This window comes from Bacillus sp. CH30_1T (genome assembly GCF_008364765.1).
Classification (GTDB): Bacteria; Bacillota; Bacilli; order Bacillales; family Bacillaceae_B; genus Rossellomorea.
The window spans coordinates 581,580-607,370 of record NZ_VTUY01000001.1 but is presented as its reverse complement, the minus strand read 5'-3'; the positions used below and the strand labels follow the sequence as shown (position 1 = coordinate 607,370).

Sequence of the window (25,791 nt, the reverse complement as noted above, 5' to 3'; positions counted from 1 at the left end):
CTTGGGAATCATCCTAAGTCATTTTTCTATTAGGTCAGTTTTTAACAATCAATAATATCTTTCCTTCATCGAGCTTTTCTTCGTACTGATCCGCTTCTTCGTGAGAAAATCCAACTTCCATCAGCTTGTTCCGGAGTTCGTCACCTTTTTTCAAAATCATGTTCCCTAATGCAGTCCCTATGCCTGTTTCCTTTACACCAATTTCACTAACGTCAGCGCGATCAGCTACTCTGTCCGTCCGGTCATCATCATGGGATAATACATAAAGAGTATGTTTGTCCACACCTTGAGAAGAAAGCTTCTCAACTTCTGTAATTAATTCCTTATCGTCATAAAATTCCTTCACAGTCGGTTTCATTTCAATCTCCTCCATCATTGAAATTGTTTTGTCGTTTATCTTTTCCCGCGGGTTCCCAGTGGTAAACCTATGGAGATGTGGGTATACCTATTAGTAATGTGAAATCAAAGAAAGGAGATCTCAAGATATGGAAGAGGTTCATTCTTTAGAATCCATCAATGCTACACTTGCTGCAGAAAAGCTGAGTTTACTATACATTTCAAGACCCAATTGCTCTGTCTGTCACGCTCTATTGCCACAAGTGAAAGGGGTATTGGAAGAGTTTCAAGATGTGAGGTCCGTTCATGCGGATGCAGAAGAAATACCAGAAATAGCTGGTGAATTCTCCATCTTCACTGTTCCGGTCGTCATCGTTTTTGTAGATGGAAAAGAAATGTTCAGGAAGGCCCGGTTCGTTCCAATTGACGAATTACATAGCCAAATGACTCGTCTGGTGAAGATGTTAGACAACTAAACAAACGTTTGATTAAGAGTGAATGTTGTTGATTTGACAAGGTAGAAAGGGGTAAACGTTTGTTTAAGACTTGATATTTCCTTCATAGGAAAAGAAATCTAAAATCATATGCTGTTTTGAAACGGCTCCTTTTTTATTGGGGAAATTGAAACCTTTGGAGTTAGTGAAGCAACTAATATTTAAAGTTAAGGGGGGATGGCATCATCGGGCCATCAAGCTTCTAAAAAAACAATTAGGACATTCCGTTGAAGGGGCGGTGCTGAGAGATGAGCGAAAGATTCAATGATAAATTTCTACATTCAATAAAAAAATCGACCAGACCTTGATGAGGATGGCTACTGGAGCGTAGGATTCATGCCTATTCAGTAGTTCAATTCACCTGAAATAGAATAGCAATAAAAAAGAGCTGCTAAAAAAGTAGCTCTTTTGTCATGGTTCAGTGAATAGGTATATAATAGAGAGTATAGGAGTATAGTAGTCGTGAAGAAATAAAAGGGGGCTTGATGAATGATCAGATTGTCTGGAACAAAGAAAGTCATGTTACTTGGTTTAGCAATCATCCTCATAATAGTAGCCAACCGGATTTCCAGTGTGCAACACCTGACCGCAAGAATCGCCACCAATCTGTATGTGAGCCTTAAGTATAAAGATCTTGACCTCGAATACCAGAACGTCGAATTCTCACCCCAGTTTGGAGATTATTCTGTAGCATATAAGGACAAGGATGGAAAAATCTACGGATTCATGGTTACCCCAAAGTCAATGCCTGTCATCATACTTCACGATCCTCTTAATGAGTCACCTTAATCTAGTCTGAAAGAGTTACCTTCTTATCTATTAAAATCCTTTTTCGTTTATAAAACATAAAAAGGTTTGAACATAAAAAAACAGAATTTGTTAGAAGGCATCATAGATCATCCGGAAACGCTCCTATAAAGAGACTGGTATTTTTTTATATGAAGAAAATACACCCCAGGTCTTAGAAGCAATTACTTCTACGGCTACTGTTTGCATGATGGCGATTTTTTTATACTTAAGGTATTCGTTCATATAGGAGTGACCTTGATGGAAGAAATCATGGCAAATTATTCGGCAGAGTGGGGGATATGGGGTGTATTGCTTTCTCTATTTATTGAAGGAAGTGCTTTCCCTTTTGTGGGCACTCTTTTTATCGTAACAATGGGATTTATTCTAGAATTAACGTGGATGGAGATAGGAGTCATTTCTCTGTTAGGAGGCATTCTTTATACAGCGGGGAGCTATATTCCTTATTTTATCAGTTTTAAATTAGGTGAGAGGCTTGAGGCAAAGCTCAACCCTGAAAAACGGAAGAAGCTGAAAGAAGCGCAGGAAAAGTTCAGCCGATACGGAATCTGGAGCGTAGCGATCGCAAGCCCCCTTCATTTAGGAAACGTCATTCCCTTCATGGCTGGCATGGCAAAAATGAATCTGAAAGTGTATTCTCTCCTTACTATGCTGGGGATTGCTCCGTCTACCTTTTTATTCTTAAGTATAGGCAAGTTCTATGAGGGTGATAGAGAAGTGATTCTCGGGATGGTAGAAGAATATCAACTGCTGGTCCTGACAGGGTTTGTGCTGGTCACTGTTTTGTACATTCTCTTTAAAAGGAAGAGAGAAAAGGGAGTAGGAGGATGATCAGTAAAGATTCGGAGACTGGAGCTTATTCGACAGTTGCTCAAAAATCCCCCCCTAAAACCCTCTACACAGATTAAATCTACGTAAAATCAACCCGTTCCTCATTGCTTACACCCCTTCTTTCCTATAAACTAGACCTATTCAAAAAATAGCACGTGTGGAGAGATCGTATGGAAGCAAAAATGATAAGAAGATATGACATTATGGAGGTCAGCTTGCTGGCGGGGAAGATCATGTTGCAAAGTGGTGCAGAGACGTATCGCGTCGAGGATACGATGATGCGCATCGCTGCTTCTTATGGGATTTCAGAATCTCACAGTTATGTGACGCCTACCGGGATCATCTTCTCGATTGAAACGTCTGAACCAACGAAAACGAAGCTGATTCGAATAAACGAGCGATCGACTGATCTAGAAAAAGTAACCCTCGTGAATAGTATTTCAAGGCAAATCAGTAAGGGGCACCTAACACTTGAAGAAGCATACAATGCCCTGGAGAAACTGGATCAATCAGATCTATCATACTCCTTTGTGATTCAGGTATTGGCTGCTTCGATTGCCAGTGGCTGCTTTCTCATCATGTTCCAGGGAATGTGGATGGACTTCATTCCGGCACTGATCACGGGCGGAGTCGGATTTACAAGCCTGATTTATTTTCATCGCCTCGTTCCGATCAAATTCTTTGCCGAGTTTCTTGCTTCCTTTATTATCGGGATGTTGTCGTATGGATTCGTCCAGCTTGGAGTCGGACAGGAACTGGATAAGATTATTATTGGATCGGTGATGCCACTGGTTCCTGGGCTCCTTATCACAAATGCCGTCCGGGATTTGATGGCAGGGCATTTGGTGTCGGGTTTATCGAAGGGAGCAGAGGCCTTTTTAACGGCGTTTGCCATCGGGACGGGTATTGCCGTAGTTTTCACTCTGACGTAGGGTGACTTTGATTGGTATCAGGAAAAAAGATTGAGGTGAAAGGGAATGCTCATCATCGAACAATTAGTGACCAGCTTCATATCCGCTGCTGCATTCGGGATTATCTTCAACGCTCCAAAGCAGTCCCTTTTCAAATGCGGAATTGTTGGAATGTTAGGCTGGATCATCTACATAGGAATGAGTTTAAATGACGCGGATGCGGTGCTTGCGACGTTACTTGCATCCTTTGTCGTTGCTGTGATCAGTCAGGTATTTGCGAAAATGTATAAAACCCCGGTCATCATCTTCTCTGTAGCCGGAATTATCCCTCTCGTACCTGGAGGGCTAGCGTACGACGCCATGAGAAACTTCGTGCAAAACGATTACAATGCTGCCATCAATCTGGCAGCAAAAGCCTTCATGATTTCAGGCTCTATCGCCATCGGACTCATCTTCTCGGAAGTCATCAACCAAGTCATCCGAAACGCACGCCTGAACGTAAGCGCAAGGCGAATGAGATAGAGGGACGGACCTTACTTCTGTGAGGTCTTTTTTTATTGGCATCAGCAGAGCATAGAAACAAAGTTGGACGTAATGAATCCCCCTGCAAACTCCGCACCCCATGTAACATTTCCCCTTCCAGAACGTCTAATCAACAAATAAGAAATAGAGGAGGGTCATACATGAGTAAGAAATCGTATTTGTTCATTATTGCTGGTATTGTGCTGTTGGTGGCACTAGGAACGTTTGCGTATAGTCAAAGACCTGTAGTGAAGGCCGAGGGAAAGATGGATGGGGATCTTCTAGTGATGGAGAATAACTCATGGAATCTGCAATTTTCAACTGCACTGAAAAAGGAAACGGTGACGGCTCAGAACATTTATGTAGAAGACTCCAATGGAGAGAGGATCAATGTCTCCTTCAAGTTGAATGAAAATCGAAAGACCCTGCAAATTCAAGCACCGCCAGAAGGGTATCCTTCTAATCCACACCAGTATACACTTCATATCTCTCCGAAAGTGAAAACCAAATGGGGTTTTTCTTATGACGGAGATACAGAAATACCCTTTTCTGTAACCTCTACACTACCCAGTATTCAATCCAAGGAAGAACTAACGAATTATTTTAAACGAATTTTAAAGAAAAATAAGGAAGATACAGAGTTTTCTCTGTTCGGAAGAGAAGGAAATATGGAGTCCAAGTCATCGGAAGATAGTGCAGCTGGAGAGTCGTCTAAATCGGAATCCAATTTTTCTGAAACAAATAATCAGGTTCAAGGAGTTGACGAAGGGGATATAGTGAAGACTGATGGAAGCTATATTTACCAATTAACAGACCGTAGGCTGTTGATCACAAAGGCAAATCCTGTGAAAGAAATGAAAGTGGTATCCTCTACCAGCTATAAAGAAAATATGCAGCCCCATCATCTATTTTTACAGAAGGATAAGCTGCTCGTCATAGGGAATAGCTGGTCGCCTGCACATTTTCAAGGGGATAAACAAGAATCAATTGCTTCCACTATGCCTGTAGACGGGACGTCCGTTGCGCTTCTGTATGATATCTCGGACAAAGCAAAACCATCTCTTCTCAGGCATGTTGAGCTTGAAGGTCAATATGTAACGTCCAGGAAGATTGATTCCACTGTATATTTGATTTCGAATCTGTATCCAAACTACTGGATGCTTGAACAGGGGGGGAATCCTGATCTGAGACCCCGGGTGAAAGATAGTTTAACAGGTGATGAAACGACACCACTTCCAATAGAAGATATTAAGTATTTTCCACAGTCCCAGTCCCCCAATTATACCTTATTGACGGCAATGAATATGGATGATCCCAAGGCTTCACTAAACGTTCAATCCTATCTTGGAAGCGGCGATAAAGTGTATATGTCCAAAAAAAATCTTTATGTGGCTGTAGAAAAATATAATGAAGATGCTATGAAAAGTTCGACCTCTTCAAACACGGAGATTTATAAATTTTCCGTAAATGATGGAAAGATTGAATATGCTTCATCAGGGCACGTAGAAGGAAGAGCGTTAAATCAATTTTCCATGGATGAACATAAAGGTTACTTTCGGATTGCAACGACAAAAGGAGCGGTATGGAACAGTGATTCACCTTCATCCAATGCTCTCTATATTTTAGATGAAAACATGAAAAATGTTGGTGAAGTAACGAATTTAGCCCGGGGAGAACAAATCTATTCTGTCAGGTTTATGGGAGATAAGGCATATATGGTGACCTTTAAACAGGTCGATCCCCTTTTTGTCATCGATACGGCAGATCCGAAAGCTCCAAAGGTTTTAGGGGAGCTGAAAATTCCAGGTTTCAGCACCTATCTTCACCCTATAGACGAGCATCACCTCATCGGGTTTGGGTTTGATACGAAAGTGGTGGATGATGACAAAGCAGCCAATGAGGAACCCAGAATCGTTCGACAGGGAATGAAGGTTTCATTATTTGATATTACAGACTTTCAGCATCCAAAGGAAACGGACACTGAAATAATAGGGGGTGCGGGTACTCACTCTTATTTGTTGGAAGATCACAAAGCATTGCTTCATGAACCTTCAAGAAATCTATATGGCTTTCCCATTTCTGTTTATCATGAAAAAGAGGAAGGCAGGCATGAACTGGATTTTGACTATCAAGGTGCCCTCCTTTATGAAATCACACCTGAAAAAGGAATCGTTTTAAAGTCTCAGCTCACAGAAGAAGAAAACAAAAGCAAAGAATATTACGAACAGTGGGAAGATCAGATTCAAAGACTCCTATATATTGATAATCAGCTTTATACGGTATCACATAAGAGAGTGACTGCTTACTCTTTAGACGATTTTATAAAAGAAAACGCGATTGATCTCCCATGATGAAAACCCTTAAGGTGCTTTGCCTTAAGGGTTTTCTATGTTCATAATGGCGGAACGGATACACCTCCTTTCAATCATTAAGTGCAAAAAACATACGGTCTTTTAGATCGTGTGGTTTTTTTAGTAGGTGATATTCGATACAACTTACCAAATTGACCTTCAACTTCTGCATGAACACTTCCAACTACCACCCGGCATAAAAAAACGATATGATGATACATATATACATAATGGAAGCTTTTTGTCGGAGGGGTGTTCATTTGAAAGTCATACGTTTTTTAAAGCCTTACCGTATTGCCATGGCGGTTGCCTGGAGTTTAATGCTGGTAGAGCTTGCTGTTGAACTATTAAATCCGCTGTTTATGGCACGGATTATTGATGAAGGAATCATGAATGGAGACTTGGATGTGGTGATGAAATGGGGCTTCATCATGGTAGGGATGTCTCTCCTCGCGTTTATATCAGGCGTGACGAATTCATTTTTCGCCGCTCATACGAGTCAGGGCTTTGGCTATGATGTGCGGGAAAGCTTATATAAAAAGATTCAGTCGTTTTCCTTTGCAAGCTTTCATAAGCTCCCGACATCATCCTTGATCACCAGGATGACCAATGACGTAAGGCAGTTGCAGAATACGATCTTCATGAGTTTACGCATTATGCTAAGAGCCCCGCTGCTTGTTGTCGGATCAACGATCATGGCACTCATCGTCAATGTTCGACTTGCCCTTATATTATTAATCGTGATACCGGTTTTATGGATGTTCCTGTTATGGGTCCTGAAGCAGGGATGGAGCCTTTTTGAAAGAGTTCAATCCCGACTCGACAAAGTAAACGAGGTCATGAAGGAAAACCTCTCCGGGATGAGGTTAATTAAAGCTTTTACACGAAGCAAGTATGAAGAAAGCCGATTTCATGGTGCAAATGAAGATTTGAAGGATCGAACTGTGAGGGCTCTTCGTTTTATGGAAATCATCATGCCACTTTTGATGCTCGTGATGAATCTGGCCCTCCTATCTGTTTTGTGGTTCGGAAGTATAGATGTGGCCTCAGGAGGAGCAAAGGTAGGAGAAGTCGTAGCGATCGTCACATATGTTACGAGAATCTCTTCTGTTTTTTCAATTTTCTCATTTATCATTACGAGCTTTTCAAGGGCAAGAGCTTCCGCCGGCAGGGTAGAAGAGGTTCTGCAAACCGAGATTGATTTGAAAGACGGAGAGGAAGTACGACAGGAAAACACAGTGGTGAATGGAGAGATTACATTTAGAAATGTGTCGTTTCAATACCCTTCAACCCGTGGGAAGGTGCTGGAAGGCGTATCGTTTAAAGTGGAGGCTTGCGAAACGGTTTCGATCCTGGGAGCAACCGGATCCGGTAAAACATCCATGTTCCAACTCATTCCACGACTATACGATGCGACTGAAGGGTCTGTGGAACTAGACGGTCAATCCATCCGCTCCATCTCTTTGGATCATCTAAGGAAAAATATTGGGTACGTGCCCCAGGAAGCAGTATTGTTTTCTGGAACCGTATCAGAAAACCTCCTTTGGGGAAAAGAAGATGCCACCAGGGAAGAGATGATCCAAGCTGCAAAGGATGCCCAAATCCATGAGACCATCCTGAATCTATCCCATGGATATGATACAGTACTCGGTCAAAAGGGGGTCAACCTTTCAGGAGGACAGAAACAGCGTCTGTCGATTGCGAGAGCACTCATTCGAAAACCAAAGATTCTATTGCTGGACGATAGTACGAGTGCTTTGGATCTGAAAACAGAATCCAAGCTGCTTCAAGCCCTCAAGCAATACGAATGTACGACGATGATCATTACCCAAAAAATAAGTACGGCCATGGAATCTGATACGATTCTGCTCTTGGAAGATGGAGTGTTAATCGGAGAGGGGACCCATACCTCCCTATTAGAAGACTCCTCTCTCTATAAGAGGATTTTTCAATCTCAATTCGGAGAGGAGGAAATACATCATGTCTAGGCATGTGCGAAAAAAATTGGGGAAAAGCGATAAAGTGAAAGATGCAAGAGGGACGCTGCGTCGTCTTTGGAACTACCTTTCCGAAATGAAAGTGATCCTGTATCTCGTCATTCTAATGGTGTTCATCAGTTCGGCAGCTGCTTTACTGGGACCTTTCCTAGTGGGAAAAGCGATTGATGAATACATTGTAACGAAAGAAACTTCCGGATTGATTGGGCTTGTTTTAGGTTTAATAGCCGTATACATCTTCCATTCCCTGTCCGTGTGGTTCCAAAATTATTGGATGATCGGTGTGGCCCAGGATACAGTCTATCGCTTGCGGAAGGACCTTTTCCATCAATTGCATCAACTATCAATCCCTTTCTTTGATAAACGGAAGCATGGGGAGTTAATGAGCAGGGTGACAAATGATATTGATAATGTAAGTGCCACGTTGAATAGCTCGTTCATTCAAATCATATCCAGTGTCCTGACGTTAGTAGGGACCGTCACGATCATGCTCTGGCTCAGTCCATTGCTTACCTTGATCACATTAACCATCGTACCTCTGATGGCTCTCGGTATGAAGTGGATTACGAAAAGGACAGGACGTTTGTTTAAACAATATCAACAAAATATCGGAGAGCTAAACGGCTATATCGAAGAGACGATTTCGGGGCATAGCATCATTAAAACCTTCTCCCGTGAGGATGTTGCCATAAAGGATTTTGGAGAAAAAAATCAAAGATTGAGAACGGCTGCTTATTGGGCTGATACCTATTCCGGGTTCATCCCGAAGCTTATGAATGTGTTGAACAATTTGAGTTTTGCCGTCATTGCCGGAGTCGGAGGGATCTTCGCATTAAATGGTATGATAACCATTGGAGTGATTGTTATCTTTGCTGAATATGCCCGTCAATTCACCCGTCCGTTGAATGAGCTCGCAAACCAATACAACACGTTATTATCAGCCATTGCCGGTGCTGAGCGTGTCTTTCAAATTTTAGATGAAGAGGAAGAAGCGAAGGATGAGCAGGACGCCGTGGAAATCGATTCCGTTGAAGGGAAAGTGGAGTTTCGGCATGTATCCTTTTCCTATGAAAAAGGGGACCAAACTCTTCAGGATGTATCCTTCACTATTACACCGGGTGAGACCGTTGCTTTGGTCGGACCGACAGGAGCAGGTAAAACTACGATTACCAATCTGCTGTCTCGTTTCTATGAACTGAATGAAGGCACCATTGAGATTGACGATCAGAATATACAAACCATTAAACGAAAGAGCCTTCGTCAGCAAATGGGATTTGTCCTGCAGGATAGCTTCCTGTTTCAAGGAACGATTGCAGACAATATCCGTTACGGCAGACTCGATGCGGACGATGAAGAAGTAAGGGATGCGGCGAAATTGGCCAATGCCCATTCCTTCATAGAGAAGATGCCTGAGGGTTACGATACTTTATTAAGACATGATGGCAGTGGGATCAGCCAGGGACAGAAACAATTATTATCCATTGCAAGAGCGATCCTTTCAAATCCGTCCATCCTTATTCTTGATGAAGCCACTAGTAGCATCGATACGATTACAGAGCTAAAGATTCAGGAAGCCCTCAAACGATTGATGAAGGGGAGAACAAGTGTAGTGGTGGCCCACCGTCTTAACACCATCCGCCAGGCCGATCAAATACTGGTCCTCGATCAAGGAAGGATCATTGAACGGGGATCTCATGATGAGCTTCTCAAGCAGAAAGGGTTCTATCATGGATTGTATCATAGTCAGTTGAGGGAGAGCGGCTGATGGTTGAGTGAATCTGTGCGGGAAATCGGATTTTGAAAATAAATTCTAAGATTTGAAAATAAAATCGGTGAAATTGAAAATAAAATGCAAAATTTGAAAATAAAAGTAGGAGTTTTGAAAAAAATTGGGAATCGACTGCGAAACAGAGGGAAATACGAACGCCATTCAGAACATAAAAAACACCTCAAAAGTCAGTACTTTTGAGGTGTTTTTATGTTATAAAGGAGCTAATCATCCCGTTAGCAATCCCTTTGGTGCTGCCTTAATCGGATAAAGGCAACTCTGTAACTTGCAACATCACAAGTAATATATTTATATCTTGAACGTTGTTTGCAGATAATAAACAGCCGCGGGCAATTCCTTGAGTCGTTTGATATACCTAAACGACGTAAGCCCTACCTCTCTTACATCCTAACGGCTCCGAAGCCGATCCAGTGTGAATAAGTTGTTAAATCAAAACAGAATAGAATTACGAATTATCTTCTCTATCGTTTTAATGTATGTTACAAGATTACAATAAATAAGAATAACATCAATATTAAAACGTGTCAAGGGATTATTGGTTATAATTCAAGTGACTGCGGCGAATCCTCATCATCGTTCATTAAGCGGATGCTGACAGGTTGAATTTTTAAGACGATGTAATTCGGATCGTCCGGACCTTCAAACCATCTTTTCATATGGTCATTCCACAGTTTTTCCTTATAGTGAGTGGACTCTTCAATAGAGGCGCGACCTTCGATTTCGACGAAGGTATCTCCATATCCCTCTCCTTCGTAACCAAGAAGGATATGTACATTAGGATTGTCCTCAATTTCATTTGTCTTATGGGTTTCCTTGTTTGTTGGCGTATATAGAGTCAACTCATCATGTGAAAACGTCATATAACGGGAATGAGGTTTATTATTTTTAACCGTTGCCAGTGTCCCTACTTTGCTTTCATCGAGCACTTTTAAGATTTGATGTTTCAGTTCAGCTTGTGACACACAATCCATCTCCTTTAAAGATTCATTATATCCATACCATTCCTTTTATTAAGGTGAAATAAACATGGGAAGGTGTATTTGGAGTGCTGTCCGGGAATAACGGAAATAACAAAGAAACAAAGGATGATGAGCGTGATACCGGAAGAGTTAGTCGATATCTGTAAGAAAAGGATGAAACCTTATCCCTGTGAGGGGTTTGTATACGGACGCGGCCCGGAGCAGCCGACGATCATGATTGTCGGCGAAGCTCCAGGTGAAACCGAGATTCATAATGGAATGCCGTTTAGTGGTCGGGCAGGAAAAGTGCTGGATGAGTTCTTTCGGTATCTGGAGGTTCCAAGGGAAGACATTTATTTTACCTCAACGGTCAGAAGCAGACCTTATAAAATTGTCCCTAAGAAAGTAGGGGAGAATGAGATCGTGGAGAAGAAGTATAACAGGGCACCGAATCGTAAAGAACAGTTGGCACATGCTCCGATCCTGGATTATGAGCTACAGCATATTAAGCCAAAACAGCTTGTAACCTTGGGGAATATCGGATTACAAAGACTATTGGGGAATCAGTACACGATATCACAAAATCATGGCGGGCTGATTCACGCTAAAGTCAGGCGGTTAAAAGATCTCGATTCAAATGAATGGATCATGAGCGAGGAAAGCTACTCCATTTTTCCGACCTTTCATCCTGCATCGATTTTCTACAATCGCTCATTAGAAAAAGAAATCTATAAAGACCTGGATAAGTTGAAAGAAATCCTCCGGGGGAAATAACTAAAGAAGGCTGGCATTTATTTAAGTGTCAGCCTTCTTTTAGTTATTTTTTGTTTAAATTTTCCTGAGCCATTCTCACAAGCTCCTTCACCATGTTACCGCCAATTCTTCCGCCAACTTTTCCAGCTTGCTCAGATGTTAATTTTCCATTATAACCTCTTTGTAAAGGAATACCTTGTTCCTTGGCGATCTCATACTTCGCTTCTTTAGGATCTTGTGTACCGGATATTCTTGCTTTCAATTGATCCATCGCAGCCCGGGATTCAGGTACAAGAAGTTTTCTTTTCGACATAATATCACCTCTTTTTTAGATTGCCCTGATTTTTTTTTTGTAGTACGAAGCCCTGTCTTATAAGGGTTTTTGTTCCTTTTAAGAAGTAGAGGAATAAAAAAAGATTGTCTAATTTGTGTCAAATAAAATATAATTCTTAATAGTTAGATAATTTTTTGTGAAGAAAAGGGGGAAATGCCGTGGAAGAATTAGTTGGCAAATTGGTAGGAATACTTTGGTCTCCGGTCATGATTTACTTCTGTTTGGGTGTAGGCTTACTATTTTCTATTTTAACGAAGTTTTTACAAGTCCGGATGATTAAAGATATGGTGGTTCAAATGTTTAAGGGTAATAGCTCCAAAGCAGGTGTATCTTCATTCCAGGCTTTGGCGTTGTCGTTATCAGGACGTGTCGGGACGGGGAACATCGCCGGTACTGCAACGGCTATCGCTTTCGGTGGTCCGGGAGCCGTATTCTGGATGTGGACGATTGCATTCATCGGTGCGAGCAGTGCCTTCATTGAATCCACTCTGGCTCAAATTTACAAAGTAAAGCAGGATGGGGAATACCGTGGAGGGCCAGCCTATTATATTGAAAAAGGGATCGGTTGGAAATGGTATGCCGTTCTTTTCTCGCTGGCTACATTGCTTGCGATGAGTATTTTAATGCCTGGAATTCAATCGAACTCCATTGCATTAGGACTTGAAAATGCATTTGGTCTTAGTACAACAGTAACGGGAATCGGTCTTGTGGTGTTAATTGGGGTCATCATTTTTGGTGGAGTCAAACGTATCGCTGGAGTAGCTTCTTACGTAGTCCCATTTATGGCGATTGCCTATATTCTTCTATCTCTTATCATTGTAGGAATGAATATAACTGAAATCCCGGCAGTTTTTGCTCTTATATTCAAGAGTGCATTCGGATTTGATTCAGCATTTGGTGGAATCATCGGGATGGCTGTATCTTGGGGAGTGAAACGCGGAATTTATTCCAACGAAGCAGGTCAGGGTACAGGACCACATGCTGCAGCGGCTGCAGAGGTTTCCCACCCTGCGAAACAAGGATTGGTTCAAGCATTTTCCGTTTACATCGATACTCTTTTGGTTTGTTCGGCAACAGCGTTCATGATCTTATTTACGGGATCCTTCAATACAGAAGCTCCTGATGGAACAATGCTTGCGAACAATTTAGAAGGAATTGAAGCGGGACCTGGTTATACACAGGCAGCCATTGAATCAGTGATCCCTGGGTTCGGAGCATCATTTGTCGCGATCGCTTTATTTTTCTTTGCATTTACAACTATTATGGCTTACTACTACATGGCCGAAACGAATGTTGCATACTTATTGAGAGGTAAGAATTCAAAAGTGGCGATGACCATCTTAAAGTTCGTCCTGCTTGGTGCCACATTCTATGGAGCAGTGAGAGAAGCCGCTTTAGCTTGGGCTTTGGGTGATATCGGACTAGGAATCATGGTGTGGCTGAACTTGATCGCCATACTTATCCTTGCCAAACCTGCTTTAAAAGCACTCAAGGATTATGAAGAGCAGAAGAAGCAAGGTCTTGATCCAGTCTTTAACTCTACAAAGCTCGGCATCAAAAATGCAGAATTTTGGGAGCAAGAGTATAAAGTAGAAGATAAAGAAAATGCGTCTTAATCTATAAAAGAAACCTGTTGCCTATCTGGGCAGCAGGTTTTTTCGGTTTCTCTAATACTCTTTTCGTACCATGGTTGTTTAATCACTATTATTGAGTGCTGTCGCCCTGTTCAATTAACATATCGGTAGATTGGAGGGGGATTCGTTTCCTTTCCGAGGACGAACGGTCAAGCCTCCTCACTACGTTCCGAGGTCTTGCCTCGCTCGTTTTTCCGCAGGAGTCTCGCAATCCCCCTCCAATCTTTATGGAAATGTGATGAACAGTGCTTTTAGGATAACGGTCAATTAGAGAACACCCATTATATGAAGCTTTATACTTTAAAAATTAGCTCTTGAAGAGTTGTGGTTTCTAATTCAAATTACAATTACATTTTATCCAATTGAGCCGTCACAATCACCTTGACTATAATATTAGTTTTTTTGTGTTTATCTTTCCGAAAAATTAGGCCGTAAGAATGTAGTAGCACAGAGTGGATTGTAGCGGAAGGCACTTGACTTCCTCCCCGCGGAAAGCAAGTGCCTGGAGCGGAAAGAAACGGTCCCTGTTATCACACTATCACATCTAAAAAGCAACAAACCTTAAGAAAAGAGTCATACAAAATACCTCGAATAAAGCCGGTCACCGATATACTTCTGAAACGCATACATAAGTAATGATTTAACAAAAAACAGGAGTGATAGCTGATACTGTTTTAATCGGATTAGCTTCCACACACCGAGTTTTTTGAAAAGGGAGTAGAAAGGGTATGTAAAGAACGTATCGACAAGGAAATTGACCAATACATAAAGATAAAAATTTTTATAGGTGAATTTGAGGATCCAAACAGAACCGCTCAAAAAAACCCCAATCACAAAAGGCATAATGCCATTCAATTTTGGGAAAAGCCTGGTAGTGATGGTCCACCATTTTACTCTTTCTGCGAAAACATTTTCTGAATAAACGAGTAATGACATAAACATAGAGGCAGGTAAATATTTTTTAAAGCTCTCTTTTCCTGCTAGTAAGAGGAATACCCAAGAAATGAGCATCAGAATGAGTATGTAAAGTTTATTTCTTTTATGCACGACGGTGATTCCCTCCTAAAAGGATGACGAGATATCTTACTCTTAGATTGGTTATTGAAAATAGATTTATACGGATAAAAGTAAATATTTATTCCGATCAGTTTAGTAAACAATATCTTTGAGTTAGACATGTAAATTGATTATGATAAATAGAAGAATGGATAGGTAATCAGGAGGTGTTTTAATGGACTTATATGAACCTTATGTTCAGGATGACCGCCAAAGACAGCTGGTTGATCTAGCTGGTGAACTGGCTGATGCGTTCTCTGAACGAGGGGAAGCATATGACAGGGAAGATGAATTTCCTTATGAAAATTTCAACGACCTGAAGAAAAAGGGATATGGAACATTATCTCTTCCTAAAGAGTACGGCGGAGAAGAAATCAGCTTATATGAGCTAGTGATGATTCAAGAAAGGCTTGCTACTGGGGACGCGGCAACGGCTTTGTCCATTGGCTGGCATCTCGGGGGATTGATGGAACTGACGGAAACCCGGACGTGGGATGAAGGGGTGTTCAAGGAACTTTGTGAGGAAATTTTAGCAAACAGCGCTCTCATTAACCGGGCAGCATCCGAACCGGCAACGGGGAGCCCCACTCGTGGAGGACTTCCTGAAACCAAAGCAGTGAAAACGGAAGGGGGTTGGAATTTAAACGGCAGGAAATCCTTTACTTCTATGGCGAGAATTCTGGATTATTCTTTAGTATCAGCAACAATCGGGGAAACCGAAGAGAAAGGATTCTTCTTGGTGAATCATGAGCTGGAAGGAGTAAGTATTGAAGAAACGTGGGATACGATTTCCATGAAAGGAACGGGCAGTGATGATCTCGTTCTCACCGATGTTCATCTCCCATCTTCTGCCCTGGTCGAACGTGATAGTGTAAATCCAAGAGGGAAGAATGATCTACCTAAAGCATGGCTCCTGCATATACCCGCTTGCTATATAGGTGTTGCGATTGCCGCACGCAACTATGCCATCCAATTTGCGAAGGACTATTCACCAAACAGTCTGCCGGGCCCGATCAAGGATGCACCTGAAGTTCAACGGAAAATTGGTGAAATAGAATTGGAACTATTTAAGGCTAGACAAATTCTCTATTCAGTAGCTGATAGGTGGGTAAAGGAGCCAGAAAAACGGAAAGACATGGCTTCAGAGCTTGCTTCTGTAAAACATGTTGTAACAAACAGCGCCTTTCACATTGTGGACATCGCCATGAGAATTGTTGGAGCAAAAAGTCTTTTCCGCTCGAACCCGATGCAGCGTTATTATCGTGATGTCAGGGCCGGTCTTCACAATCCGCCAATGGATGATATGGTGATAGCAATGTTAGCGAATAACGCTTTGAAATAAGATTTCACTAGAAAGGTAAAGGTATAGACACGATCTGTCTATACCTTTATTAGTGTCTATGGGTGTAACGTTTTCTCCAAGACGGTTTGATGCTGGGCTTCTAACACATGTATTTCACTGAGCTCCTCTAAAAGGTCATGAATGGATAGTAATTCGTACAGCATGACCGTTTCACAGGAAAAATGATGCTTCATGGACTGAAAGGGTTTTGTATGTAGTCCTTCATGGTCGTCCCAGAATTCCTCGAGTAAATCTTTCATTAGAGTGAAATGTTGTTCATTTATGTGAAACGATGGATGATGCATGATCCCTTTCAAAGATTGAGTCGCATGTAAGATACGACCTTTCTCTTCTTCACTGAATGAATACTGAACAGGTAAGTAAATTAAGTTCCCAATATGAAAAAGGATCTGCCTTAAAAGGTTAAGTTTTTTGTATTCATAATGGAAATAGCGCAATTCTTCACGACTGGAGCGGTGAAGCTTCCATTCTTCCTTTTGATATTCGCAAAGGGTGTCCGTCGATTCTATGTCTCTTAAAATGTCATTGAAAATCAATTTTGTATCCCGTTGAAGAGAGTGGTTCTGAAGAACTTCAGAGCCTCTCTTTTCTAATAAGTTGCCCGTTTTGAAATAGAGATTATGAATCTTGGTCGTAATCGTTTTCGAGTATTTTGGTGGAAGGATCCACAAGTTCACTAATGTAGACACAATCAGTCCGATGGTGGTCGTGCCCAGGCGAATGAAAAAGGTAGCTACATAGTGATCGTGTATGGTGGGAATCATGGCAATCCCTGTTAATGTAGCGACCAGGATGCCTGCCCCTAAATGGAGCTTGTGGCAGGTGATGATTGTGAGAAGTGCGACCAGCGCATATGTAATGGGGTGATCCCCGAATGTAGAAGCAATGATCACCGCAAATAGTGCTCCTATCGCCGAAGCGGGAAAACGAATGAATGCTTTCTTGATTGAATTGGCGGCTGTGGGCTCGATTGTGACTATGGCTGTAATGACGGCAAAAGTCGCTGGCCAATTTAAAAGCTCACACACAAGAGCCGTTAAAAAAACGGCAATACCGGTTTTGGCTATTCTGCCTCCGACAAATTGAAATTTTTTCAGAAACTCCATAATATAACCCTCTTTTTTAAATTGCTGTCGCCTTTATTATAAAGTAAGAAAAACCCAATTGAAATGAATGGACAAAAAAAGAACTGTTCTGGGAACAGTTCTCTTTTTTATATAATAACTTATCTTAGAGGTAAAGGTCGTAACATAATCTTGATTGATTTAGGCATCTTGTGTTCACTCTGAGCCTCTTTTAAATACTTGAACATTTGTTTGCCTGCAACAGAGTTGGCGGAATGAATCGTGATCCGTTCTGCAAATAGCTGCTTTTCTACCATGTAGTGTACGAGCATTAATCCATTACGGGTCTTGCTTTCTAAGTCATGATCCAATGAAAGATGAGCGATAGAAAAATTCAGAAGCAGGTCAATACATTCATCGATGTCTTTCGCGAGAATATATCCTTGAGGACAGTGGCGGTAATCATCTAAAAATACATTTACTGTCATATTAATTCTACTTTCGTCATTTGACTTAATTTAAGCCTAACAGAGATTGACAAATACTTATATAGGTCAATAGTATGAATATTACAAATATAATTGTAATTTGTTTGTTATGTTATGGGGTTTAATCTTTATGGAATTGCTAACAGAAAGAGGGAAATGACTATAAATTACTTCTAAAGGTAAAATAATTACGTTTTAACGATAAAGCTTGTTGCTTTTAGAAGTAAAATATATTACCTTATAAAGTAAGGAGGGGATATTTACCATGAAAGAGAATATAAGGTTGAATGTTTCATTGCTGCGGCGGCGTGTACCCAATCTAACATCAGCTGCCAAAACAGTAGGCTTAAGACCTGCAACGGTATCCAATCTATGTACCGGCAAAATTTCTGTAGGACGTGCCGAAGTGAAAACGATTGTCACATTAGCGAATTTGGCCAATTGCACGCTGGATGAATTACTTATTCAAGGAGGGAAATTAACTATGATTGAAACGGGAATCAAGCCTCTCGATTTGTTTGCCCCGATTGTCCAAGGTGGAACGAATGGGTTCGTGGCGAGATCACAGGTTGGTCAATTTGTTGTTTTAGCGGAAATGACGAAAGTGCTGAAAGAAAAAGGATATCAATCGATCTTATTGACGCCGGATAAAACTTATCCTGGTTTGAGTGACCTTGAAGGATTTGTTGATGCGAAATGCCACTCGATTGATGAAGCCTATGCAGAAGTCAGCCTAATTGAGGATAAAGACAGAATTCTCCTATATGTTGATCGTTCCTATATAGTTTCAGGGGAATTATATGAATTGAGGGAACGATTTGAAGGAGAGAGCTATCCAGAAATCACTACTGTATTATTTGATCCCACCGGTGAAGCAGTGGATGAAGAGGACCCGTTCGGTCCACTTGATACCTTATGTTACTTCGATATAGATCTCTCTACCCGGGGGATGTACCCAGCCATCCACCCAGTGCAGTCTACGTCGACTTTACTTGAAGATGACGCCCTGGACTCAAGCCACACGACAATTAATAAGAAAGCGAAGAAGCTGCTAAGACGCTACAAAGAAATTCGCGTTCTCATGAATACAATCGGTAAAGATAAAATACCAGAAGCAGATCTCAATCTATTTCAGATAGGTGAGCGATTGGAAGCCTACTTGAGCCAACCGTTCTACGTTGCAGAAGAATTCACCAAAACAAAAGGACAAACCGTGCAAATCCAACAGACCATCCAAGACATTCAACACATACTCCAAGGACAATACAACCACCTTGAACCAAAAGATCTCACCTACAAAGGTAAACTAAATTAGGTTTCACTTAGGAGACGGACTTCGACAGCAACGCTCAAGGTCCGTCCTTTTTCTGTTACTTTTTTCTTGATTTTGTGGGAGATGAAAGAGGAATTACGAGAATTTTGTCGTATGTGTAAAGTAATGACTATATTTAATGGGAGACAAATCGATGATTATCGAGAAATTATTATTACATGTATTGATTATATTGGCTCCTGTTCTCATTCAAACTTCCCTTCTTGAAAACCATAGGCTCGGGAAATCGCCTGTCTTCATCGGTGTATTACATGGGATTGCTGCGTTTATGTGTTTAATATTCGCTTATGAAAGTTTCGGATTGTATTGGGATTTCCGCTACATTCCATTGGTTCTTTCAATGCTATATGGAGGAAGAAAAGCCGGGGTCATTGTTCTTGTATTTATTTTAACCGCACGGATCATTAACGGCGGAGATGCCATCATTTTCGGGTTTGTAAGTGCGTTTCTTGCGGGTACACTTCCTTTCCTGATTTCAAATCGATTCTGGACATTTCCACCAAAGAAACGGGTAACGTTTGCTGTGTTACTTGGATTTTGGCCAGCACTCGTGATGCTTGGGATTCTTCTTTCATTCGCGTTCATTGCGGGTGTTCCTGTTTCGGGTAATAAAGACATGGGTATCTACGTCCTTATATTCGGGGGCATCCAGGTGTTGGGGGTCGGTGTAGCTGCACAACTCAATGAGTGGATGATTGAAAAGCGATTGCTTCGTGAAGAGATCCTTAAATCTGAAAAACTTAATACACTGGGAGAGCTTGCTGCTTCCATTGCTCATGAAGTGCGAAATCCTCTAACCGTCGTAAAGGGATTCCTTCAATTAATGAAGAAGCAAGTAACAGGGACACATGAGGAATATTTGAAAATTGTATTGAGTGAGTTAGGAAGGGCAGAGGAAATCATTAACGATTATTTGAATTTTGCCAAACCTGAGTTCGAAAAGATAGAGAAAATCAATGTGAAAGAGGTGCTCTCGGATGTCACGGTCCTCTTGAATGCGTATGCCCTTAAAGAGGGGGTATACCTTGAAGCGGTCCTAAAAGAAGATGGATTTCTTTTGACAGACAGAAATAAGTTGAAGCAAGCATTTGTCAATATTATAAAAAATGCCATTGAAGCGACGCCGCCTCAAGGAAACGTAAGCGTAAATTTAGAAGTCACCCATACACAAGCTATCGTCACCGTAGAAGACACAGGCAAAGGGATGACCAAAGACCAAATCGCTCGAATAGGGACATTGTTTTTTACAACAAAAGTCCAAGGTACTGGATTGGGAACTTCGGTGTCCCTGCGTATCATCGAAGCCATGGGCGGTCATATCCATTATTCAAGCATTGTTAATAAAGGAACAGTCGTTACAATCGATCTTCCGTTGAAAAGTGATAAGGTTGCAAAACTTGATTCCAATCTCCCCAATACATATATGAACAACCAAAACGCTTAGGAATCACTAAGTGTTTTTTTATGGACAAAAAGACAATATAAAAAGTCAATTAACTCCATTTCCCGTACATACGTTCCATGATAGGATAGAAGATATGAATAATAAATCCAAGCGTACAGGCGACAATCACCGTTCCGATGCCGACCGCTCCATGAAACACCATGGCTAACGTAATGGCAATCGCCTCGTTCAATAAACGGGAATTTCGTAAATTTAAGCCGAACCGTCTATGAATCGCCACCATAAATGTATCCATCGGACTGGAAGGAAGCTTGGCTTGAAGGTAGATGGAGATTCCGATGCCTAGTAGCAATATACCTGTCAGCACAAGAGACAACTGTTGAACAAATCCGGCCGGTTCAAGCGTTTCAAGGCCGATCGTGATCCAATAATCAACCATCATCCCGATGACGAAGATGGAGAGGGCGGCTAACCATTGAATGGCCTCCTTTAATAACAGAGCGTTTATACAGATGAGAATACATCCATTGATGAAGATGCATGTCCCGATTGAAAGGTTGAACAAAGTAGATTCACCAACGGCCAGTGCATCCCAGGGTGCCGCCCCCAAATCACCTTTAATAATAAGTGAAACGCCTAATGATAATGCGAGTAATCCTATACAGTAAAAAATGAATCTTGCCTTCATTCCCCGAATCCTCCGTTCGAAAAAGCTTGTCTAATATATATGTTCACTGAAAAAAATTAGAATGATAATTTGTGTGGGTAAGAAAGAGGTGAGACGTCACATGAAGAAGACTGTCAAGATTTCAATAAGGGAATTAGTGGAGTTCGTGTATAAAGAAGGAAGCATAGATGTCAGGTTTCAAGCCCGTTCTTCCATGACCATCGGAACAAGGCTTCATCAAAAACTACAGAAAGAATACAAAGAAGGAGATGAGAAAGAAGTCTTTTTAAAAGGAGAAAGAGTGGTGGAGGATATTGTCTATCAACTGGAAGGCCGCTGTGATGGGATCCATTATGAAAATGGGGAAGTAATCGTAGAAGAAATTAAATCAACGGCAAGACCTGTAGCTCAGATCGAAGAAGGTGCCCGTGTCCACTGGGCTCAAGGTGAGTGCTACGCTTACTTATTGGCAAAAGAAAGGCAGCTAAAGGATATTGGCGTGCAGCTAACCTACATAGAGGTAGAATCTGAAAAAACGAAGTCTTTCACCCGTACTTATACTATGGAAGAGCTCCAACACATCGTTGACAAGACCCTGGTTGCGTATACTCCATTTGCTTCACTTTTACTCACCAATCAGGAAAACCGAATAAAGAGTGTCCCAGACCTTGGATTTCCTTATCCAACCTATCGAAAAGGGCAGAAAAAGCTTGCTGGTGCTGTTTTTAAGACGGTCGCCGAATCCAGGTCTTTGTATGCGAATGCCCCAACGGGAACAGGGAAGACCATTTCAACCTTATTTCCTATGATCAAAGCGACGGATGGGAAGTGGTTTTATGTGACTGCCAAGACGACTACCCGTACTGTCGCAGAGGAGGCGTTGCTTCTTTTAGAACGGGAAGGATTGTCGCACAGGGCGATTACCATTACGGCGAAAGATAAAATCTGCTTTCAAGAAGAAACGATTTGTCAGAAAGAGTATTGTGAATTTGCAAATGGCTATTATGATCGAATTAACGGTGCGCTCATTGATATTTTAACGTACGAAACCATCATCACCCGTCCGATCATTGAAACATACGCCAGGAAGCACCGTGTGTGCCCGTTTGAATTTTCAATCGACCTCGCCTACTTAGTCGATGGTGTCATCTGTGATTATAACTACATTTTCGACCCAAAAGTATCATTAAAAAGAATAAGTGATGAAGGGAAGAAAAAGACGACTCTACTCATTGATGAAGCACATAATCTTGTTAGCAGGGGTCGGGAAATGTATTCAGCCACCCTGAGGAAATCCGATTTTTTAGAAATCAAAAGAATGTATCCAGAATATGTGGCCTTGAAGCAAAGCATTGTCGGGGTTAATAAGCAATTCCTCCGTTTGAAAAAAGAACAAGGAGGCGATGTGCGAAATGAGATGGATACAGAGTTAGTTGATAAGGTGCAAAGTTTTGTTGAGATAGCAGAAAAATTATTGGGAGAATCGGAAGGCAAATGGTCTGAGGATTTTCTTCAATTGTACTTTGGTGCATTAAATTTTATCAGGATTTCCAACCTCTTTTCTGATGAACATCGCTTTGTGATCGATCAAACGCCTGAAGATGTAGAAGTGAAACTATTTTGCATTGATCCTTCAAAGCTAATTAAACAAATAACGAGGTCGTTTCAATCAAAGGTATTCTTCTCAGCTACGCTTCACCCCTTTTCGTACTATTTTCAGCAACTAGGTGGGTGTGAAGAGGATTATCGGTTTCTGATTCCTTCACCATTTGAAAAAGAACAATGGCAGGTTGGGATCCATCCGATTTCAACCCGGTTTAAGGACAGAGAAAGAACCCTTTCCTCGATTACACGTTCCATTTCAGAAGCTTTCAATGAGAATAAAGGGAATTATCTGGTCTTCTTTTCGTCGTACGCCTATATGCAAGAAGCCTTCGAGGAAATGAATCAGGATACTATGAATGCAGAATTCATCATCCAGGAGCCTAATATGAAAGAAGTAGAAAGAGAGAAATTTTTAAACGAGTACCAAAGCGACAGAGACCGTCCGGTTATTGGATTTGCCGTATTGGGAGGCATCTTCTCAGAGGGTATCGATCTGAGAGGAGATCGATTAAAGGGTGTAATTGTTGTAGGAGTAGGGCTGCCTCAGCTAAGCAGGGATCATGAAATCATTAAAGACTATTTTAATGAACTGGGGTTAAATGGATTCAACCATGCCTATGTCTACCCGGGATTAAATAAAGTATATCAATCCGGGGGGAGACTCATCCGTTCAGAAGAGGATACGGGAGTCCTCAGACTGATCGACGATCGTTATCTGTCACCGAAATATCAGTCATTACTGCTTGAAGAATGGAAGGATTATCGAATCATCACATGAAAAAAGACCGCTGATATAGCGGTCTTTTTCGTATATTAGTTAAAAGAAGGATCCTTTAATAAGCGATCGAATTCTTCTAGGTGATGGGTTTCATCTGCAATCATGTCATCTAGCTTGATGCTAAGTTCGACGAGACCCAATTCTTCTGCTTGCTCTTTACGTATCTTATAGCGTTCAATTGTATCAGCTTCAGCTTTACGGCCTTCCTCTAACATTTCCTTCACATTATCTGTTTGTTTCACGGCAGCCGGAGTGGTCGTCGGATCTCCGCCCAATGTTTTAATTTTTTCGGCTAAGTATAGAGCATGACCCTGTTCATCCGGAATTTCATCTTCGAAGAAAGGCTTTAAGATTTGACGATATAAGCCGCTCACGACAGCAGCGTAGTTTGTGTAAAGTATAACTGCAGCATATTCATTCGCTAAATCTTCATTTAATCCATCAATTAATTCTTTTAATTTTGCGTCATCCATTTGAATACCACCCTTTTATTTATTGTTATATAGAGTATTTACCCGGCATAGTGAAAAATAAACATTCTGGAAGTAATCGAATGCCCTTCAAATATTTTGCCTGGAAATGGGGATTCTAATTCTATAAAAGTCAGAGGAGGGATAAGAATGTCTAAACAGGGAAAGAAGAGTATGGACCAAACATCAGAACAGTTGGCAAAGCAAAAGGCTAAGAATGATGTGGAATTCGGATCTGATATTCAGGTGGGGAATTCAAAAGGCCAAAGTCAGAAAAAAAGTGGCAAACAAGTAAATAAAAAATAAATGACGAATATCTTTTTCACCGAAAGAAAAACCTATATGTAGAACCAGGAGGTGTAAAGGCATGAGAATTGGTGTTGAACAATCCTTACAAAACGTCGTGCAAGCCTTACGTGAAAAGGGGCATGACGTCGTTGAATTAAAACAGGAAACAGACGCAAACGGCTGTGACTGCTGCGTAGTGACAGGGATGGATTCTAATGTAATGGGGATTCAAAACGTAGCTACTCAAGGATCCGTTATTGAAGCAAGTGGCCTAAGTGCTGATGAAGTATGTCAGCAAGTTGAGAGCAGATTACAATAGTAGAAAAAAGAACAGTCATTGATGGCTGTTCTTTTTAAGTAGCATAGTAATAAGAAAAGAGAGAGCACGATTTTTGGCTCATTCGAGTGAAGTGTCCGTTTCACTCGCCTTTCAGCAAAGCTGAAAGGTCGCATGTGAAAAGAACCCCCGGCATATATGCATATATGCCGGGGGTTCTTTTCCAATCAGGCGGAAATGAGCCAAAAATCAACTAGTATAATGTCCGTCACCCAATCTGAGCAAGCGGCTGGTTTCTCAAGTGCTCCCTCAGTAGGTCAGGGGCTGATATAAACAACAGACCATTTCCTTCCAATGTTTTGGGGTATCCGAGTGGAACGGTGCGTTTAATGAGTTGTGCATACACTTCGGTTTCTGAAAGTCTACGGTCAAAAGATACTTGCTCAAATTCTTTGATGAGGGCTAATGCTCCGGACACGTGTGGAGCCGACATGGAGGTACCGCTGAGCTTAGCGTATTTTTCACCAGGAATGGTAGACAAAATTTGTTCACCCGGTGCCACCAAGTCAACTTCATTATTGGAATTCGTAAAGTAAGAAGATTTTCTTTGAAGGTCGATGGCTCCTACAGAAATCACTTCATTGTAACAAGCGGGAAAAGAAAACTCATCGGTGCTGCTGTTCGAGTCACCTTCGTTACCTGCTGCACAAACAACTGATATATTTGCATCCACCGCTTTTTGAATCGCTTCATGCAGAGGCTTGTGGTCAGTGGGGCCACCCAATGACATGGAGATGATGTCCACCTTTTGTTCGATTGCATACAGAATGCCGTTCACAATCCAATCGTATTTTCCACTCCCGCGGCTGCCTGCCAGTACTTTAATAACCAATAAATCGGCCAGTGGCGCAACCCCGATAACCCCATCACCATTTTCACTTGCAGCAATAGTACCCGCCACATGGGTGCCGTGTCCGCTATAATCAGTAACGTTATCTTCAGCACCGTTATCATCGTCGGTGAAATTGCGGAATCCCTTCACTTTCCCTGCCAGATCAGGATGGTTCATATCGCAGCCTGTATCCAGGACAGCGATTGTCGTTCCTTTTCCTTTGTACCCATTCTTCCACATACTAGGAGCTTGGATTAAATCAACACCTTTAGGAATTTCATTTGCATCAACAATCATTTCGTCCATGAAATATGGAATTAACCTAATTTCAACTTGCATATCAATCCCTCCTAAAATGGTAATGTGTAGTAAAAACTCTGAAGTTTC

General features: G+C 41.5%; 25 protein-coding genes. 17 read left to right on the top strand and 8 right to left on the bottom strand.

Going from position 1 to position 25,791, the window contains the following annotated elements; all coding sequences use genetic code 11:
* Window positions 1-34: 34 nt before the first annotated feature.
* Complete coding sequence (locus tag F0342_RS02800; RefSeq protein ID WP_149154513.1) at window positions 35-358, bottom strand: YflT domain-containing protein; 324 nt, start codon at window positions 356-358, stop codon at window positions 35-37.
* A 127-nt stretch (window positions 359-485) separates the two neighbouring features.
* On the opposite strand from F0342_RS02800, the gene F0342_RS02795 reads away from it, so the two are divergent.
* From F0342_RS02795 to F0342_RS02760, 9 genes are all read left to right on the top strand, one after another.
* Window positions 486-812: a thioredoxin family protein gene (locus F0342_RS02795; protein WP_149154512.1), complete on the top strand. Its 327-nt coding sequence runs from the start codon at window positions 486-488 to the stop codon at window positions 810-812.
* Between the two features lie 163 nt (window positions 813-975).
* A complete protein-coding gene (locus F0342_RS25265) occupies window positions 976-1,098 on the top strand; it encodes a hypothetical protein (protein WP_262481608.1) in 123 nt (40 codons plus the stop codon).
* A gap of 221 nt (window positions 1,099-1,319) precedes the next feature.
* Window positions 1,320-1,619 carry a hypothetical protein gene (locus tag F0342_RS02790; protein ID WP_149154511.1) on the top strand — a complete coding sequence of 100 codons (300 nt, stop codon included), beginning with the start codon at window positions 1,320-1,322 and terminating at the stop codon, window positions 1,617-1,619.
* Window positions 1,620-1,877: 258 nt separating this feature from the next.
* Window positions 1,878-2,468, top strand: coding sequence for a DedA family protein (locus F0342_RS02785; protein WP_149154510.1), 591 nt, complete (start codon window positions 1,878-1,880; stop codon window positions 2,466-2,468).
* Between the two features lie 170 nt (window positions 2,469-2,638).
* Window positions 2,639-3,400 (top strand): threonine/serine exporter family protein, encoded by a 762-nt coding sequence (locus tag F0342_RS02780; RefSeq protein ID WP_148967249.1) that lies wholly within the window; start codon window positions 2,639-2,641, stop codon window positions 3,398-3,400.
* A gap of 45 nt (window positions 3,401-3,445) precedes the next feature.
* Window positions 3,446-3,901, top strand: a complete 456-nt coding sequence (locus F0342_RS02775; RefSeq protein WP_149154509.1) for a threonine/serine exporter family protein — start codon at window positions 3,446-3,448, stop codon at window positions 3,899-3,901.
* Window positions 3,902-4,062: 161 nt separating this feature from the next.
* Window positions 4,063-6,252, top strand: a complete 2,190-nt coding sequence (locus F0342_RS02770; protein WP_149154508.1) for a beta-propeller domain-containing protein — start codon at window positions 4,063-4,065, stop codon at window positions 6,250-6,252.
* Window positions 6,253-6,551: 299 nt separating this feature from the next.
* Window positions 6,552-8,240: an ABC transporter ATP-binding protein gene (locus F0342_RS02765; RefSeq protein ID WP_262481623.1), complete on the top strand. Its 1,689-nt coding sequence runs from the start codon at window positions 6,552-6,554 to the stop codon at window positions 8,238-8,240.
* Complete coding sequence (locus F0342_RS02760; protein ID WP_149154506.1) at window positions 8,233-10,014, top strand: ABC transporter ATP-binding protein; 1,782 nt, start codon at window positions 8,233-8,235, stop codon at window positions 10,012-10,014. Before F0342_RS02765 ends, F0342_RS02760 begins: the two co-directional genes overlap by 8 nt.
* 563 nt (window positions 10,015-10,577) lie before the next feature.
* Here F0342_RS02760 and F0342_RS02755 read toward each other — a convergent pair.
* The gene (locus F0342_RS02755) at window positions 10,578-11,000 is read right to left on the bottom strand and encodes a pyridoxamine 5'-phosphate oxidase family protein (RefSeq protein WP_149154505.1); all 423 of its coding nucleotides are present in this window, start codon (window positions 10,998-11,000) and stop codon (window positions 10,578-10,580) included.
* Between the two features lie 126 nt (window positions 11,001-11,126).
* Here F0342_RS02755 and F0342_RS02750 point away from each other — a divergent pair, with 126 nt between their 5' ends.
* A complete protein-coding gene (locus tag F0342_RS02750) occupies window positions 11,127-11,771 on the top strand; it encodes a uracil-DNA glycosylase (RefSeq protein WP_149154504.1) in 645 nt (214 codons plus the stop codon).
* 43 nt (window positions 11,772-11,814) lie between these two features.
* Here the strand turns inward: F0342_RS02750 and F0342_RS02745 are convergent, their stop codons facing one another.
* A complete protein-coding gene (locus tag F0342_RS02745; protein ID WP_149154503.1) occupies window positions 11,815-12,063 on the bottom strand; it encodes an alpha/beta-type small acid-soluble spore protein in 249 nt (82 codons plus the stop codon).
* Window positions 12,064-12,290: 227 nt separating this feature from the next.
* Between F0342_RS02745 and F0342_RS02740 the strand changes: the two genes are divergently transcribed.
* On the top strand, window positions 12,291-13,700 hold the full coding sequence (locus F0342_RS02740; protein ID WP_149154614.1) for an alanine/glycine:cation symporter family protein: 1,410 nt from the start codon (window positions 12,291-12,293) through the stop codon (window positions 13,698-13,700).
* A 1,249-nt stretch (window positions 13,701-14,949) separates the two neighbouring features.
* The gene (locus F0342_RS02730) at window positions 14,950-16,116 is read left to right on the top strand and encodes an acyl-CoA dehydrogenase family protein (RefSeq protein ID WP_149154502.1); all 1,167 of its coding nucleotides are present in this window, start codon (window positions 14,950-14,952) and stop codon (window positions 16,114-16,116) included.
* Window positions 16,117-16,172: 56 nt separating this feature from the next.
* On the opposite strand, the gene F0342_RS02725 is transcribed toward F0342_RS02730, so the two are convergent.
* Both F0342_RS02725 and F0342_RS02720 read right to left on the bottom strand, forming a co-directional pair.
* Entirely contained in the window at window positions 16,173-17,243 is a 1,071-nt protein-coding gene (locus F0342_RS02725; RefSeq protein WP_149154501.1) for an aromatic acid exporter family protein, read from the bottom strand.
* Between the two features lie 119 nt (window positions 17,244-17,362).
* Window positions 17,363-17,689: a cyclic-phosphate processing receiver domain-containing protein gene (locus tag F0342_RS02720; RefSeq protein WP_148995071.1), complete on the bottom strand. Its 327-nt coding sequence runs from the start codon at window positions 17,687-17,689 to the stop codon at window positions 17,363-17,365.
* A gap of 265 nt (window positions 17,690-17,954) precedes the next feature.
* On the opposite strand from F0342_RS02720, the gene F0342_RS02715 reads away from it, so the two are divergent.
* A complete protein-coding gene (locus F0342_RS02715; RefSeq protein WP_149154500.1) occupies window positions 17,955-19,004 on the top strand; it encodes an ATP synthase beta subunit C-terminal domain-containing protein in 1,050 nt (349 codons plus the stop codon).
* Window positions 19,005-19,209: 205 nt separating this feature from the next.
* Window positions 19,210-20,466, top strand: a complete 1,257-nt coding sequence (locus F0342_RS02710; protein ID WP_395940656.1) for an ATP-binding protein — start codon at window positions 19,210-19,212, stop codon at window positions 20,464-20,466.
* A gap of 49 nt (window positions 20,467-20,515) precedes the next feature.
* Here F0342_RS02710 and F0342_RS02705 read toward each other — a convergent pair whose 3' ends face one another.
* The gene (locus tag F0342_RS02705) at window positions 20,516-21,115 is read right to left on the bottom strand and encodes a YczE/YyaS/YitT family protein (RefSeq protein ID WP_149154498.1); all 600 of its coding nucleotides are present in this window, start codon (window positions 21,113-21,115) and stop codon (window positions 20,516-20,518) included.
* 100 nt (window positions 21,116-21,215) lie between these two features.
* Between F0342_RS02705 and F0342_RS02700 the strand changes: the two genes are divergently transcribed.
* Window positions 21,216-23,477 carry an ATP-dependent DNA helicase gene (locus F0342_RS02700; protein ID WP_149154497.1) on the top strand — a complete coding sequence of 754 codons (2,262 nt, stop codon included), beginning with the start codon at window positions 21,216-21,218 and terminating at the stop codon, window positions 23,475-23,477.
* A 35-nt stretch (window positions 23,478-23,512) separates the two neighbouring features.
* Here F0342_RS02700 and F0342_RS02695 read toward each other — a convergent pair whose 3' ends face one another.
* On the bottom strand, window positions 23,513-23,950 hold the full coding sequence (locus F0342_RS02695; protein ID WP_149154496.1) for a ferritin-like domain-containing protein: 438 nt from the start codon (window positions 23,948-23,950) through the stop codon (window positions 23,513-23,515).
* 147 nt (window positions 23,951-24,097) lie between these two features.
* Between F0342_RS02695 and F0342_RS24645 the strand changes: the two genes are divergently transcribed.
* Both F0342_RS24645 and F0342_RS02690 read left to right on the top strand, forming a co-directional pair.
* Window positions 24,098-24,253: a hypothetical protein gene (locus F0342_RS24645; RefSeq protein WP_187443187.1), complete on the top strand. Its 156-nt coding sequence runs from the start codon at window positions 24,098-24,100 to the stop codon at window positions 24,251-24,253.
* Between the two features lie 61 nt (window positions 24,254-24,314).
* Window positions 24,315-24,554, top strand: a complete 240-nt coding sequence (locus F0342_RS02690) for a YkuS family protein (protein WP_113968558.1) — start codon at window positions 24,315-24,317, stop codon at window positions 24,552-24,554.
* Window positions 24,555-24,780: 226 nt separating this feature from the next.
* Here the strand turns inward: F0342_RS02690 and F0342_RS02685 are convergent, their stop codons facing one another.
* On the bottom strand, window positions 24,781-25,743 hold the full coding sequence (locus F0342_RS02685; protein WP_149154495.1) for a S8 family peptidase: 963 nt from the start codon (window positions 25,741-25,743) through the stop codon (window positions 24,781-24,783).
* Window positions 25,744-25,791 lie beyond the last annotated feature (48 nt).

Excerpts from the sequence above, each read along its gene's own strand:
- F0342_RS02750 (WP_149154504.1), top strand. The coding sequence starts at position 11,127 with ATGAGCGTGATACCGGAAGAGTTAGTCGATATCTGTAAGAAAAGGATG.
- F0342_RS24645 (WP_187443187.1), top strand. The coding sequence starts at position 24,098 with ATGTCTAAACAGGGAAAGAAGAGTATGGACCAAACATCAGAACAGTTG.
- F0342_RS02745 (WP_149154503.1), bottom strand. The coding sequence starts at position 12,063 with ATGTCGAAAAGAAAACTTCTTGTACCTGAATCCCGGGCTGCGATGGAT.
- F0342_RS02695 (WP_149154496.1), bottom strand. The coding sequence starts at position 23,950 with ATGGATGACGCAAAATTAAAAGAATTAATTGATGGATTAAATGAAGAT.
- F0342_RS02760 (WP_149154506.1), top strand. The coding sequence starts at position 8,233 with ATGTCTAGGCATGTGCGAAAAAAATTGGGGAAAAGCGATAAAGTGAAA.
- F0342_RS02790 (WP_149154511.1), top strand. The coding sequence starts at position 1,320 with ATGATCAGATTGTCTGGAACAAAGAAAGTCATGTTACTTGGTTTAGCA.
- F0342_RS02765 (WP_262481623.1), top strand. The coding sequence starts at position 6,552 with ATGGCGGTTGCCTGGAGTTTAATGCTGGTAGAGCTTGCTGTTGAACTA.
- F0342_RS02705 (WP_149154498.1), bottom strand. The coding sequence starts at position 21,115 with ATGAAGGCAAGATTCATTTTTTACTGTATAGGATTACTCGCATTATCA.
- F0342_RS02725 (WP_149154501.1), bottom strand. The coding sequence starts at position 17,243 with ATGGAGTTTCTGAAAAAATTTCAATTTGTCGGAGGCAGAATAGCCAAA.
- F0342_RS02795 (WP_149154512.1), top strand. The coding sequence starts at position 486 with ATGGAAGAGGTTCATTCTTTAGAATCCATCAATGCTACACTTGCTGCA.
- F0342_RS02700 (WP_149154497.1), top strand. The coding sequence starts at position 21,216 with ATGAAGAAGACTGTCAAGATTTCAATAAGGGAATTAGTGGAGTTCGTG.
- F0342_RS02690 (WP_113968558.1), top strand. The coding sequence starts at position 24,315 with ATGAGAATTGGTGTTGAACAATCCTTACAAAACGTCGTGCAAGCCTTA.
- F0342_RS02770 (WP_149154508.1), top strand. The coding sequence starts at position 4,063 with ATGAGTAAGAAATCGTATTTGTTCATTATTGCTGGTATTGTGCTGTTG.
- F0342_RS02785 (WP_149154510.1), top strand. The coding sequence starts at position 1,878 with ATGGAAGAAATCATGGCAAATTATTCGGCAGAGTGGGGGATATGGGGT.
- F0342_RS02740 (WP_149154614.1), top strand. The coding sequence starts at position 12,291 with ATGATTTACTTCTGTTTGGGTGTAGGCTTACTATTTTCTATTTTAACG.
- F0342_RS02780 (WP_148967249.1), top strand. The coding sequence starts at position 2,639 with ATGGAAGCAAAAATGATAAGAAGATATGACATTATGGAGGTCAGCTTG.
- F0342_RS02720 (WP_148995071.1), bottom strand. The coding sequence starts at position 17,689 with ATGACAGTAAATGTATTTTTAGATGATTACCGCCACTGTCCTCAAGGA.
- F0342_RS02730 (WP_149154502.1), top strand. The coding sequence starts at position 14,950 with ATGGACTTATATGAACCTTATGTTCAGGATGACCGCCAAAGACAGCTG.
- F0342_RS02685 (WP_149154495.1), bottom strand. The coding sequence starts at position 25,743 with ATGCAAGTTGAAATTAGGTTAATTCCATATTTCATGGACGAAATGATT.
- F0342_RS02775 (WP_149154509.1), top strand. The coding sequence starts at position 3,446 with ATGCTCATCATCGAACAATTAGTGACCAGCTTCATATCCGCTGCTGCA.
- F0342_RS02800 (WP_149154513.1), bottom strand. The coding sequence starts at position 358 with ATGAAACCGACTGTGAAGGAATTTTATGACGATAAGGAATTAATTACA.
- F0342_RS02715 (WP_149154500.1), top strand. The coding sequence starts at position 17,955 with ATGAAAGAGAATATAAGGTTGAATGTTTCATTGCTGCGGCGGCGTGTA.